The organism is Acinetobacter sp. YH12251 (assembly GCF_013417465.1).
GTDB lineage: Bacteria > Pseudomonadota > Gammaproteobacteria > Pseudomonadales > Moraxellaceae > Acinetobacter > Acinetobacter amyesii.
This window is the reverse complement of record NZ_VPDZ01000010.1, coordinates 167,511-180,163: the sequence shown is the minus strand read 5'-3', so window position 1 is coordinate 180,163 and position 12,653 is coordinate 167,511. Positions and strand designations below refer to the sequence as shown.

General features: G+C 37.5%; 12 protein-coding genes and 1 pseudogene. 5 read left to right on the top strand and 8 right to left on the bottom strand.

Annotation, left to right across the window (positions count from 1 at the left end):
- Nucleotides 1-1,002: 1,002 nt before the first annotated feature.
- Both FTV27_RS10885 and FTV27_RS10880 read right to left on the bottom strand, forming a co-directional pair.
- Nucleotides 1,003-1,211 (bottom strand): annotated as a pseudogene (locus FTV27_RS10885) (cold-shock protein).
- Nucleotides 1,212-2,403: 1,192 nt separating this feature from the next.
- On the bottom strand, nucleotides 2,404-2,634 hold the full coding sequence (locus tag FTV27_RS10880) for a hypothetical protein (protein ID WP_078190858.1): 231 nt from the start codon (nucleotides 2,632-2,634) through the stop codon (nucleotides 2,404-2,406).
- 236 nt (nucleotides 2,635-2,870) lie between these two features.
- Between FTV27_RS10880 and FTV27_RS10875 the strand changes: the two genes are divergently transcribed.
- Complete coding sequence (locus FTV27_RS10875; RefSeq protein WP_180034834.1) at nucleotides 2,871-3,347, top strand: CinA family protein; 477 nt, start codon at nucleotides 2,871-2,873, stop codon at nucleotides 3,345-3,347.
- 78 nt (nucleotides 3,348-3,425) lie between these two features.
- Nucleotides 3,426-4,043, top strand: a complete 618-nt coding sequence (locus FTV27_RS10870; RefSeq protein ID WP_180078467.1) for an aminotransferase — start codon at nucleotides 3,426-3,428, stop codon at nucleotides 4,041-4,043.
- A gap of 65 nt (nucleotides 4,044-4,108) precedes the next feature.
- Here the strand turns inward: FTV27_RS10870 and prpC are convergent, their stop codons facing one another.
- On the bottom strand, nucleotides 4,109-5,245 hold the full coding sequence (gene prpC / locus FTV27_RS10865) for a 2-methylcitrate synthase (protein ID WP_078193462.1): 1,137 nt from the start codon (nucleotides 5,243-5,245) through the stop codon (nucleotides 4,109-4,111).
- 3 nt (nucleotides 5,246-5,248) lie between these two features.
- On the bottom strand, nucleotides 5,249-6,133 hold the full coding sequence (gene prpB, locus FTV27_RS10860; protein WP_111883701.1) for a methylisocitrate lyase: 885 nt from the start codon (nucleotides 6,131-6,133) through the stop codon (nucleotides 5,249-5,251).
- Nucleotides 6,134-6,372: 239 nt separating this feature from the next.
- Here prpB and FTV27_RS10855 point away from each other — a divergent pair, with 239 nt between their 5' ends.
- The 3 genes from FTV27_RS10855 to FTV27_RS10845 all read left to right on the top strand — a co-directional run bounded on the left by FTV27_RS10855 (nucleotide 6,373) and on the right by FTV27_RS10845 (nucleotide 8,626).
- Nucleotides 6,373-7,026 (top strand): TetR/AcrR family transcriptional regulator, encoded by a 654-nt coding sequence (locus tag FTV27_RS10855; protein WP_078188637.1) that lies wholly within the window; start codon nucleotides 6,373-6,375, stop codon nucleotides 7,024-7,026.
- Nucleotides 7,027-7,138: 112 nt separating this feature from the next.
- Entirely contained in the window at nucleotides 7,139-8,059 is a 921-nt protein-coding gene (argF, locus tag FTV27_RS10850) for an ornithine carbamoyltransferase (RefSeq protein WP_180078465.1), read from the top strand.
- 90 nt (nucleotides 8,060-8,149) lie between these two features.
- Nucleotides 8,150-8,626: a hypothetical protein gene (locus FTV27_RS10845; protein ID WP_180078463.1), complete on the top strand. Its 477-nt coding sequence runs from the start codon at nucleotides 8,150-8,152 to the stop codon at nucleotides 8,624-8,626.
- Between the two features lie 47 nt (nucleotides 8,627-8,673).
- Here the strand turns inward: FTV27_RS10845 and FTV27_RS10840 are convergent, their stop codons facing one another.
- The 4 genes from FTV27_RS10840 to FTV27_RS10825 form a co-directional block, all read right to left on the bottom strand.
- On the bottom strand, nucleotides 8,674-9,027 hold the full coding sequence (locus FTV27_RS10840; RefSeq protein ID WP_111883867.1) for a YnfA family protein: 354 nt from the start codon (nucleotides 9,025-9,027) through the stop codon (nucleotides 8,674-8,676).
- 77 nt (nucleotides 9,028-9,104) lie between these two features.
- Nucleotides 9,105-11,381, bottom strand: a complete 2,277-nt coding sequence (gene clpA, locus FTV27_RS10835; protein ID WP_078193466.1) for an ATP-dependent Clp protease ATP-binding subunit ClpA — start codon at nucleotides 11,379-11,381, stop codon at nucleotides 9,105-9,107.
- Nucleotides 11,382-11,393: 12 nt separating this feature from the next.
- Nucleotides 11,394-11,807: an ATP-dependent Clp protease adapter ClpS gene (clpS, locus tag FTV27_RS10830; RefSeq protein ID WP_078188641.1), complete on the bottom strand. Its 414-nt coding sequence runs from the start codon at nucleotides 11,805-11,807 to the stop codon at nucleotides 11,394-11,396.
- 18 nt (nucleotides 11,808-11,825) lie between these two features.
- Nucleotides 11,826-12,575: a hypothetical protein gene (locus FTV27_RS10825; protein ID WP_111883706.1), complete on the bottom strand. Its 750-nt coding sequence runs from the start codon at nucleotides 12,573-12,575 to the stop codon at nucleotides 11,826-11,828.
- Nucleotides 12,576-12,653 lie beyond the last annotated feature (78 nt).

Sequence of the window (12,653 nt, the reverse complement as noted above, 5' to 3'; positions counted from 1 at the left end):
CGACCTCATTCGAGTCTAGACAAAATGACACCAAATGAGTTTTACTATGATCAGCTACCCCAACAAAACAAGGTGGCTTAACTAGAGCGGAATATCACTTATAAATACGCTTTTAGTTGTTCAAACATGTGGGACCACCTCTATTGTTCACTTAAGAAAAATTTAAACTTATGATATTTACAGTAGCTATGAAATTTAAGAAAGATAAAAAAATTAAATTAATATCTTAAAAATAGAATTTAAGGAAAACCCACGGATAGCTGCAGGCTTCCCTTGATCGGCATGATGCGAATTCATGCTATGCGTTAACTGTTTGAATTTGATGCTTGAACATCAGGATGAAGGGAATACGCAATTCCGTTAACAACTCAAACACTACCGTTCCGCTTACGGATTCGATCAAACACACTATATCAAATATTTTAATATAAACCTAATGTTATTTCAATTTTATTTATATTTTATAACTTATAAATTAACTTTTTGTTAGCTAGGCATATTCGGGGCATTAGGATTACAACACTTCATACAAATTTCTAAGTCTAGTTTCGCCTATGCTTTGTCTGTCATATAGTCACCAAAAAAATCCCGCTACTTCCTAGCGGGATTTTCTGAAACTTTAAATTATTTTGAGCCGTTATTTCTTTACTTTTAAACAACTCTGACAAAAAAATTAAATTTCCATCAAAGCACTTTCGTGTAACCATCTCACCATGAATACCAACCAAGCATTTTATAAGTTGTAACATTTTAAGGGTCCCTGATATATTAAATTAATTATTTAAATTTAAGAGCTTAAATATTATTTAACCAGTCGTTCCATTTCACTTAACCTTATTTCCGTGTTCTGTCTATGAACCACAAAACAAACAACGATTAAACTACATAGAAATATTGTAATAAGTATTTTGAAGCTTTTAAGCATATGGAGAAACCTCAAAAATTTTTTACAGCCAAACTATCGTGTATATTAACTGCGTTTAGCACCCCAACACAGTTGCCTTACATAACTGTGATATTGCTAGCTTGTCGGCCTTTTTTCCTTGAGTAATTTCGAATTGTACACGCTGGCCTTCTATAAGTGCTTTATAGCCGCTCATGTTTATTTCACTGTAACGTGCAAATAAATCTTCACCACTATCAGATTGTATAAATCCAAATCCCTTACCTTCATTGAACCATTTCACTATACCGCTGGTATTGTTAGTCATTTTTTATTCCTAATGTTTGAGTTTGTTATTTCATACTCTTTAGTAATACTTAGTAAGTTATTTAGTTAGTTTAGTTGCTCATAAGCCCATTTTAAGAACTTATCCTTTTCTCGAAATAAGGGTACTAATCTAAGATTGATTTTAGATATGCTCCCAAATTTTCCATAAAGGATATTTGGCTCCGTTTGTATGACGTCCGATTGATCTCCTTGAGAAAGTTCTTTGAAAAACTCCATAGCTTGGTTATAGGGTGTTAATTTTTCGAATCCTTCCCGTTCGACTATAAAATCATAGATCTGCCTTAAAACATGATGATCATATAGATTGGGCATTTTGATTGCTCGATTTAGAATTGTTGTTCTATAAATCTAACTAAATTGTATAAATTTAAAAAGTGCGAAATAGTTCAAAAAATAAAAATTAATGTAAATTAAACATATTAATTTTATCCATTTTAAATATCTAGCTAAACCATTGTTAAGTTTAATTAAAATACATAACCTGAAAGTCTTAAAAGTTATTTTTGTTACAATTTTAAAAAATTAAAGTTTTTATATCGTTAAAGGCTTTGTTGCACAAACCTACCGGTAAGGTCTTATTCCGCAATATAATTCCTAGATGAACAAACCTACGTCCAAAATCTTTCGTACGTGGCGCTTCTTCTTTCATAACATCTTGCATAGAAAAACCTTGCTATCGTTTTGGCTTTACCCATACACAAATGAATTAAAACCATTAGCTCTATTTTAAATTTATTCAAAAATTTATATCAATATTTTTGATAAAAAATTTAATTATGTAGTTTTATTTACTAAGCTTTTTATTTAAAGCCAAAGATGTTGGTAACCAACTTAGATCATTTTGGATTAATAAAATAGAAATACACAACTAAGCATACGAACTAAATCATTGAAATTAAAAGATAAGTGCCCGTTGTATTAAAGCTTTTTAGAAATTTAAATAAGTCCATCATTTCTTCCCCCCCTGAAAAAACAGATAAATTATACTAAATAATATCTGGGGGATTAAATAGCTGTTAGTCGAATAGCGAAGACGACACGATCAAGTGGTCATTAAAAATACATATCTCCTTTAAATTTAGATTTATATATAAATTTGAGTCTGTCAAATACAAAAAAACAGCTCCCAACTCAATGAGAACTGTATTTTTAATACTACAAATTGATCGAAATTAAACGGCAAGTACTTTCACAATAATAGTTTGCATGTCTTCATTTTCTTCCGCCAAATAAACACGCTTTAACTCTTTGCTTTTCACTTTGAATTGATGATTTTGATACTGAATTACAGCCGGAATTTGATCAAAATACAGGCTATCTGCGTCTAATTCTTCTTGAAAAAGTGGCGTGCCCAATTGATAGTCTAGGCTTTTTAATACTACATATTTAACAGTCGTTTTCATTGAAATAAACCTACTTTTGTTACGCTCTTTATTTTAAGTTTTAACATCGTTTTCCTTCCGAAGAAACCTTTATTTCATATTTTCGTACAGCTTCTAAACAATCACGCTATTTTCGTGAATTCCACAACACACACAGTACCAACTTAGACTTTTAGTGAAATTACAGGCGAGCGAAATCAATGCTAAAATTTTAAGAATACTAATGATCATTCACCATTCTACTTTGGGGTAAGCAGATGCTTAAACTATGTTGCGATGCTTTAGAACAAAAATCAATGACCATCGCGTTTATCGAGAGTGCAAGCTCTGGTTATTTATGTAGCCAATTTTCAATTTATAAGAATAGTGGTGCAGATATCTTGTTAGGTGGTCTTGTGAGCTATGATCCATCGATCAAACGTGAAATTTTAAAAGTAGATCCTCTACTAATAGAAAAATTTACGGCCGAATCCGCAGAAGTAACTCAAGCGATGGCTGAGCAAGGACAACAACTATTTTTACATGCGGACTTCGTGGTGGCCTGCACTGGATTACTCAAACCCGGTGGCAGTGCAACCGTAGAAAAACCCGAAGGAACATTTTATATTTCAATTTTACATGATGGTCGTATCTATAATTATCATTATTTTATTTTGGGTACGGCTTTAGAACGCTTAGATCAGTTAACTGAAAATGTTGCTCACAGTGTATTAGACATCTTAAATGCAGAATAAAACATACATAATCTTCATATTTAAATATCATTTTGCATCGCATACTGTATTGAGGAATTTACTTATCAGGACAAGAAAATGCAGCTACGTCATTTCAATGCATTCGCAATTAGCACCCTACTGTCCTGCTCTGCTTTCGCGACGGTAGGCGGCCCTCAAACCATTGAGGTTTTAGGTTTTGATAAAAAAGACCAAAAAATCTATTTAATGCGTCATTTTGAAGATGGTCGTGGTCGTTTACCACAATTATATTATTATCAATTAAATAACCAAAAGCCGACGCAATTAATTACAGTGAAGTCTTTGTATATTAATCCAAAGACAAAACGGATTGATTACGATCAAGACAGCACCCAGTTTGATAAAGAAATTGCGAAAATAAAAAAGCGTTTAGTTAAATTAACACCAGTAAATAACAATAATGCTCGAATACAGTTATTAACAACCATGAATGGCACTGCAAAATCATGGTATGACCCGAATGAAACCATTGATAAATGGACCTATCAATATCGTGTTAAAAATTCGCAGTATAAAAGCGCTGTACAAAAGGCTGAGACCTATAAAGAAGGTTTAAAAATCTCTAAAACTTATCGTGTAATGCAAAAGCCCTTTTATTTAGTGACTGTTAAATATCTCGGGATTCCATTTGAAACAGGATATAGCGTTGAAGATCCGGTTTTACTAACCAAATAGATTGTTAACTCAAATACCAAATAATAAAAAAGCCTCTTTTGAGGCTTTTTTATTACACTTCAAAATTATGCCGCTGAACGTTCTGCAATCGGCACAACTTTACGTAGTTCAGGACCTGTATAATCAGCACTTGGGCGAATAATACGGTTGTCTGCACGCTGTTCCATCACATGCGCTGCCCAGCCTGTTACACGTGACATTACAAAGATTGGCGTGAATAGTTTGGTTGCAATATCCATGAAGTGATATGCAGATGCATGGAAGAAATCTGCATTACAGAATAATTTCTTCTCACGCCACATCACTTCTTCACAGCGCACTGATACAGGATAAAGTACAGTATCACCGACGTCTTTTGCTAGGCGTTCAGACCATTTCTTGATAATGCCATTACGTGGATCGTTATCTTTGTAAATCGCATGACCAAAGCCCATGATCTTTTCTTTACGCTCAAGTTTGCCTAGCATTTCTCGCTCAGCTTCTTCTGGAGACGTCCAGTTTTCAATCATTTCCATTGCTGCTTCATTTGCACCGCCATGTAATGGGCCACGAAGTGAACCAATTGCACCTGTGATACATGAATGCATATCTGACAATGTTGATGCACATACACGCGCTGTGAATGTTGAAGCGTTAAACTCATGCTCTGCATACAGAATCAGTGACACGTTCATCACTTGCTCATGCAATTCATTTGGTTTTTCGCCACGAAGTAAATGTAAGAATTGAGCGCCGATTGAATCATCATCGGTGTTTTCTTCTACACGTACGCCATCATGACTGAAGCGATACCAGTAGCAGATGATCGCAGGTAGCGTTGCCAAAATACGGTCTGCAACATCTTGTTGTTCATCGAATGATTTTTCAGTTTCAAGGTTACCGAGCATTGAAACGCCTGTACGCATCACGTCCATTGGGTGTGAGTCAGCAGGAATACGTTCTAATACTTCTTTCAATGCTTGCGGCAATTGACGCAATGATTTGAGTTTGGCTTTGTATGCTGCTAGTTGTTCTGTTGTTGGCAATTCACCAAAGAAAATGAGATACGCAACTTCTTCAAACTGACAGTTTTCTGCCAAATCTTGAACGTCATAACCACGATAGGTTAAGCCCGCACCACTTTTGCCTACAGTTGACAATGCAGTTTTACCAGCTACTTGTCCGCGCAGTCCTGCGCCCGTGAGTACTTTTCCTTCAGCCATTTTTTATTTTCCTTCAGTGAACAATTTATCTAAGGTGTTTTCAAAAGTGTGATAATCGAGGAATTGATAGAGTTCTTTTCGTTGCTGCATTTTATCTAGTACATTGACTTGTGTACCGTCATTGCGGATCGCATGCATTACTTCGAGTGCCGCTTTTTGCATTGCACGTGTTGGTGATAATGGGTAAAGCACCATTGCAATACCCTGCTCGCCTAGTTCTTCTTTGGTGTAGTAAGGGGTATCACCAAACTCTGTAATGTTTGCCAGTACAGGGACACCGACTGCATCGCAGACTGTTTTATACATGGTAATGTCAGTCATCGCTTCAGCAAAGATGGCATCTGCGCCTGCTTCTACACATGCACATGCACGGTCGATCACTGCTTGCAAACCTTCTTTTTGTAATGCGTCTGTACGTGCCATCACTACAAAGTTTGAATCGGTTTTTGCATCAACAGCCGCTTTAATACGGTCAACCATTTCCTGCTGCGTCACAATTTCTTTGTTCGGACGGTGACCACAACGCTTTTGTGCCACTTGGTCTTCGATATGAACCGCTGCTGCACCCGCAGCAATCATTTGCTTCACAGTGCGGGCAATATTAAATGCACCGCCCCAACCTGTATCGATATCGACAAGCAATGGCGTATCTACACGTTCAGTAATACGACGAACATCTTCCAAAACATTATCTAAACTGGTCATGCCTAAGTCAGGTAAACCATATGAATAGTTCGCAACACCTGCACCAGATAAATATATGGCTTTATAGCCAACTTCTTTTGCCATCATTGCTGCATAGGCATTTACTGTGCCAATGATTTGTAATGGTTTTTCGATTTCCAATGCTTGTCTAAATCTTAAGCCTGCAGACGTTTGTTGTGTCATATTCCTTTCCACGGCATTTACTTTAATTTTCGAAGTTTGAGTATATCCATATTTTTTTCCAACTCTATGGCTTTGTAGAATATTAACTCTAAAACTTTAGTCAAATATTTCACTTGTCACCTATCTGTTGTTATTCTTTAGTCAAAGATTCCTTATTTATGAGCAAAGCAGAAAAGTACTGAATTTTTTGCTATAATTATCGTCAAATCAGCTCTTTTTTTGTTAAATATTATCACTTTATGCAAGATTTAATACACATTGAACCTTTAACGCATGACCAGCCACAAACGCGGCGCGGACATGAACGATGTGTTGCGCTTTTAGAAAGTGCTACGGAGCTTTTTTTAAAACGTGGGTTTGATGCAGTTTCATTAGATGACATCGTGAATCATGCGGGTGGTTCAAAAGCGTCAATCTATAAATATTTTGGTAATAAAGACGGATTATTTAAGGCCATTTGTGACTATCGTCGCTGCTTATTTTTCAAAGATATTTGCCTACCATTTACGGTGAGCCCTGACACCGATATTCGTGCTTATCTCATCAATACTTTAAGTGACTTTCATCAGCATATTGTGATGCCTGAAAATGCGGCATTTATGCGGTTAGTCTTAGAACAAACAGGACGTAATCCTGAAATAGCACGTTATATTCATGAGCAAGGCCCAAAACAAATTCAGAACACCGTTGCAGAAATTTTAAATCAAGCGCATCAACACGGTTTGCTGTATTGTGAAAACCCGTTGTTTTCGGCTCAATTTTATTTTGGAATTTTGCGTAATTTAGAATGGCGCGTTCTCATGGGCATCACCATTGATGAAAATGATCAAGAAACCATCAATTACATCAGTTATTGCGTCGATCGTTTCCTAGACGGTCACCAAAAGCGCTAGATTTTTTGCAATTTACCTCTCTTATAGTATATTAATCGATTCCTTTTTCTCTAACCAACCAACAACTAATTGTTGTTTTGTTTTTTGATTCAGCAATTATTGTGGAGTAACAATGGCTCTACGTCACTTTCTAACTTTACGCGATTTATCGACTTTAGAACTTAATCAAATTGTACAGCGCGGTATCGAACTCAAGCGCAAACAGCATAACAATGAAGTTTTCCAACCTTTCGTTGGTAAAGTCATGGGCATGATTTTTGAGAAATCGAGCACCCGTACACGTGTATCGTTTGAAGCAGGAATGAGCCAATTTGGTGGTAGTGCAATTTTCCTTTCATCTCGCGACTCTCAATTAGGGCGTGGCGAGCCAGTAGAAGATTCTGCACGCGTGATTTCAAGCATGCTTGATATTGTAATGATTCGTACTTTTGGTCATGACATTGTTGAACGTTTTGCTTCTTATTCAAAAGTTCCTGTCATCAATGCATTAACAGATGATCACCACCCTTGCCAATTACTTGCCGATGTTCAAACATTTGTTGAACACCGTGGTTCTATTGAAGGTAAAACGGTTGCTTGGATTGGTGATGGCAACAATATGTGTAACTCATATATTGAAGCTGCTCATATGTGGAGCTTTAAATTAAAAATCGCTGCACCTAAGGGCTATGAACCTAAAGCAGAATTTTTATCTGAATTTGCACACTGTGTGGAACTTGTTGATTCTGCCGAAGATGCTGCAGTTAATGCAGATTTAATCGTGACAGATGTTTGGGCAAGTATGGGCCAAGAAGAAGAGCAAAAAATTCGTGAAAAAGCGTTTGCAGATTATCAAGTGAATGAACGCCTGATGGATCTTGCTCACGCTGACTGCTTATTTATGCACTGTTTGCCTGCGCATCGTGGTGAAGAAATTTCTGAAAATATGCTTGACCACAAAAATGCTGTGGTTTGGGATGAAGCTGAAAATCGCTTACATGCACAAAAAGCACTTGTTGAATTCTTAATTAACGAAAATCTTAAAAAAGACTAAGGTTTTACTTAGATAAAAAAGCACCTTCGGGTGCTTTTTTTGTTTTTGCATGCTTTAATAAAACCATAACTTTTATAAGTGATTAAGATTATGCGTTTAAGAAATATTTGCTTATTGGCTCTTGGATTGAGCTTATCTACTTTTAGCTTTGCTGGTGAACCAAGTGAATTAGATCAATACTTGGTGAAAAATCAGATTTTAGATAGCAATTTTAAAATTAAAAATAAAACAGGTTTAAACGAAATACTGGCTGCCATTAGTGATGAATATTCACGCACTCTTCCCTATCAAGTTGATCAGAATATGTTGATGGAAAAAATGGAAGTTTCAGCAGATAAAATAGAAATTGATGGTATTATCACCACCCCTGATTTTGCGCAATTTGAACAATCAGTCGGTGAACATAAGGTGAAGCAACTCATCAAGCATAATTCACTCCAAAACTGTGAATTACTATTCGAGCATCAATTTCAACGTGTTAATCCATATAAAATTGAAATGGATCTAAGCTCGGGTAGCAATCAATACGAAATTATCATTAAAAATACAGAGTGCAAATTTAAATAAATATCTAATTTCTTACAGCTCTTGGTTTAACTTTTGCATTGTTTAACTTAACGAATTAAACCTTGAGGCTGTAATACAATCACAGCTGCGCCCACCAACACAATGACGCCACCTAGCATATCCCAACGTGTTAGAACTACGTGATCGACAAAACGCAACCACAGCAATGCAGAGAAAATGTAGATTCCGCCATAGGCTGCATAGATACGACCCGAAGCTGCTGGATGCAACGTCAATAACCAAACAAATGCAGCCAATGCAAGCGCTGTTGGAATCCATAACCACTGCGATTTTTGCTGATTTAAAATCAAATATGGGAAGTAACAGCCTAAAATTTCCATCAGTGCTGTCAGTGCAAATAAACCAAATGTGGTCAGCACTTTTGTTAATGGTATGTCCATCATTGAGAAACCCAAATCTAGCGTCGAATAAATATAAAAAACCCGTGCAAGCACGGGTTTTTCGTTAATTAAATTACTTAAGCAGGTTCAGCTGTTTGGTCTTCAAACACTTCGAGTTTCAAGCCCACAGCTTTGCCATTTTCTTTCTTCACTGAAACACCAACATTACCGCCATGTTCCGCAAGCTCGCCAAACAAAATCATTTCAGCAAGCGGTTTCTTCAAATGCTCTTGAATTAAACGCTGCATTGGACGAGCGCCCATCAAGCGATCATATCCTTGCTCGGCCATCCATTCGCGTGCATCTTGATCAACTTCAAGAACCACTTTCTTATCATCTAACTGTGCCTGAAGCTCTGTTAAGAACTTATCAACCACACTTTCAATAACGGTTGTTGGCAATGCTTTAAATTGAATGACACCATCTAAACGGTTACGGAACTCTGGAGAGAAGGCTTTTTTCATCGCGTCTTGGTTGTCATTACTGTTATCTTGATCCATGAAACCAATGCTCACACGTGAAATTGATTCCGCACCAATATTGGTAGTCAGCACTAACACGACGTTACGGAAGTCAGACTTACGACCATTGTTATCCGTTAATGAACCATGATCCATAATTTGTAATAACAAATTAAAGACATCTGGATGCGCTTTCTCAATTTCGTCTAGTAAAAGTACGCAATGCGGATTTTTATGAATCGCGTCGGTCAACAAACCACCTTGATCAAAACCTACATAACCCGGAGGCGCACCAATTAAACGAGATACTGCATGACGTTCCATGTATTCAGACATATCGAAACGCACAAGTTCAACGCCTAACAATTTTGCCAATTGCTTAGTGACTTCAGTTTTACCCACACCTGTAGGACCAGCAAAGACAAAATTACCCACTGGCTTATCTGGTGCTTTAAGACCTGCACGAGATAATTTAATCGCCGATGCAAGCGCTTCAATCGCCTCATCCTGACCGAACACCACACGTTTCAGATCACGCTCAAGATTTTCAAGAACGCTCTTGTCATCTTTAGAGACAGTTTTCGGTGGAATACGCGCAATTTTCGAAACGATATCTTCAATGTTTTCAACTGAAATGACTGTATCATCTTGCTCAGCTTTTAAACGACGCTGTGCACCCGCCTCATCAATCACATCAATGGCTTTATCAGGCAAGAAACGATCATTGATAAATTTCGCAGATAGTTCTACCGCAGAAACCAACGCTTGATCTTCGTATTTCACATGATGGAATTCTTCAAATTTGCCTTTTAAGCCACGCAGAATATCAATCGTTTCTGAAATAGATGGTTCATTGACATCAATTTTTTGGAAACGACGAGATAATGCATGATCTTTTTCAAAAACTTGACGGTATTCTTGGAAAGTCGTTGAACCGATACAACGTAAAGTACCATTCGCCAAAGCTGGCTTGATGAGGTTCGATGCATCCATCGTGCTACCCATACTTGAGCCTGCACCGATGATCATGTGAATTTCATCAATAAATAAAATAGCTTCGGGCTTTTTCTTCAAGGCATTTAGCAGTTGTTTTAAACGCTTTTCAAAATCACCACGGTATTTAGTTCCTGCAACTAAAGCACCAATGTCTAAACTAAACACTTCTGCATTTTCAAGCGGTTTAGGTGCTTTACCATTTACAATGAGCCAAGCCAATCCTTCAGCAATCGAAGTTTTACCTACACCCGGATCACCCACCAAAAGTGGGTTGTTTTTACGGCGACGGCATAGAATTTGAGCTGTACGTTCAATCTCTTTTTCACGACCAATCAGTGGATCTGTTTTGCCTTTTTGAGCTTCAACATTGAGATTGGTCGTATAAAGCTCTAATGGGCCAGAATTTGAAGACGTAGTGCTTTCACCATCGAGCTCTTCGATTTCCTCTTCGGCTTGGACTTCATCTTTACGTGTGCCATGTGACAAATACTGCGTTAATGTCAAACGGTTGATTTGATGGCGTTTAAGTAAATACACCGCAAATGAATCACGCTCTGAATACATCGCAACTAAAATGTCTGCACCTTCTACAGTGCGGTCATTTCCACTCGATTGCACATGGAAAATTGCACGCTGCAAAATACGATCAAAACTTTCTGTAGGATGTGGTGCTTGATCGCTATTTTCGCCAAGCTTTGGGGTATGTTGTTCTACGTATTCTTCAAGTTCTTTGCGAAGCACAATAATGTCTGCGCCACATGCTTTCAATGCATTAACAGCGGAATCATTATCCAGTAAAGCCAATAATAAATGTTCTACCGTCAAAAATTCATGTCTCTTTTGACGAGCCATGCTGACAGCCAAACGTAGTGATACTTCTAATTGACGACTGAGCATGTAATCCCCTTATTAATCTTTTGGCTCAATCTGACAAAGTAATGGATGACTTTGCGACCGAGCGTAATTATTGACCTGATTTGCTTTAGTCTCTGCGATGTCTCGCGGATAAACCCCTGCAACACCCTTTCCTTCATAATGTACAGTTAGCATTACTTGAGTGGCTTGGTCAAGATTCAAAGCAAAGTATTGTTGTAAAATTTCAATTACAAAGTCCATTGGGGTGTAATCATCGTTCATTAAAACGACAGCATACATAGGAGGACGCTTTAACTCAGGTGGCGCAGTCAATACTTGAATGTCTGAATCACCATCATCCTGCGTACCTTGGCTGAGAGTCGGGTTTAGATGCCAGTCCACTAAACCAGATTGGTAAAATGAATTTTTAATGTCAGATAAACACGTTTGACGCTTATTGGTTCGCATAGGATTTAGGTTTCACACTTAGTTTGCACTTGCTTCAGTTTGAGGAATTTCTGAAAGGAAGGCAGATTGATTTTCAACAGGCTGACCTTTCGACCAGCTAAAACGGCGAATAACGGGTTTAGAACCGCTTAAACGCACTTCAATAAAGTCTGGACTAAAGCCTTTTGGCATGGTCCAACGTCCAGTGAGTCGCTCACTTTCGCTAAAGTTAAAGTTTTTGTCTTCTAAAGGCACTACAAGTACTTCTGTACCCTTAATTAGACGCAGCTCAACACTTCCAGATACATTACTTTTTGACGGACTTACTTGAACGAGATCAAGTTGGTATTCATACGCATTTTCAGGTAATGGTTTAATCGCTAAATGTTGTACTGCAAGCGGCATACCACCACGTTGGCGCAATACTTCACGATACAAAACACCCAAATTACCTGTTAACTCTTGATCATCACGTGCTTTTTTAACAGCCAAATATAAATCATTTGAATTACTTACAGCGACATCACGCTCTTGGATTGCCGCATTCAAACTTTTATTCAGGCCTGCTAATTCAGTTTTTTGCTTTTGCACTACATCAACAAGTTGCTCTGCATCTGCATCATATCCGACCACAGTTAAGCCCTGACGATGACCGATACTATATCCGAGAAAACCGCTGCTCAATGCAAGTACAACTGCACCAATCGCCAGTGGCATATTCGTCTTCATAAAAGGCGTTTTTTCACTGTTTTCAGGTTCTGACTTGAAATTAGATTCTGTATTCGACATCGTCATCTCTTATTTTTAGTTCACTCAAGGCACACATTTAAATCCAGTTTTAAATGTGTGTGAAGTTTTAAATCGTTT

Excerpts from the sequence above, each read along its gene's own strand:
- prpB (WP_111883701.1), bottom strand. The coding sequence starts at position 6,133 with ATGACACAACAAACGTCTGCAGGCTTAAGATTTAGACAAGCATTGGAA.
- FTV27_RS10880 (WP_078190858.1), bottom strand. The coding sequence starts at position 2,634 with ATGAAAACGACTGTTAAATATGTAGTATTAAAAAGCCTAGACTATCAA.
- FTV27_RS10875 (WP_180034834.1), top strand. The coding sequence starts at position 2,871 with ATGCTTAAACTATGTTGCGATGCTTTAGAACAAAAATCAATGACCATC.
- FTV27_RS10825 (WP_111883706.1), bottom strand. The coding sequence starts at position 12,575 with ATGTCGAATACAGAATCTAATTTCAAGTCAGAACCTGAAAACAGTGAA.
- argF (WP_180078465.1), top strand. The coding sequence starts at position 7,139 with ATGGCTCTACGTCACTTTCTAACTTTACGCGATTTATCGACTTTAGAA.
- prpC (WP_078193462.1), bottom strand. The coding sequence starts at position 5,245 with ATGGCTGAAGGAAAAGTACTCACGGGCGCAGGACTGCGCGGACAAGTA.
- FTV27_RS10845 (WP_180078463.1), top strand. The coding sequence starts at position 8,150 with ATGCGTTTAAGAAATATTTGCTTATTGGCTCTTGGATTGAGCTTATCT.
- FTV27_RS10870 (WP_180078467.1), top strand. The coding sequence starts at position 3,426 with ATGCAGCTACGTCATTTCAATGCATTCGCAATTAGCACCCTACTGTCC.
- clpA (WP_078193466.1), bottom strand. The coding sequence starts at position 11,381 with ATGCTCAGTCGTCAATTAGAAGTATCACTACGTTTGGCTGTCAGCATG.
- clpS (WP_078188641.1), bottom strand. The coding sequence starts at position 11,807 with ATGCGAACCAATAAGCGTCAAACGTGTTTATCTGACATTAAAAATTCA.
- FTV27_RS10855 (WP_078188637.1), top strand. The coding sequence starts at position 6,373 with ATGCAAGATTTAATACACATTGAACCTTTAACGCATGACCAGCCACAA.
- FTV27_RS10840 (WP_111883867.1), bottom strand. The coding sequence starts at position 9,027 with ATGGACATACCATTAACAAAAGTGCTGACCACATTTGGTTTATTTGCA.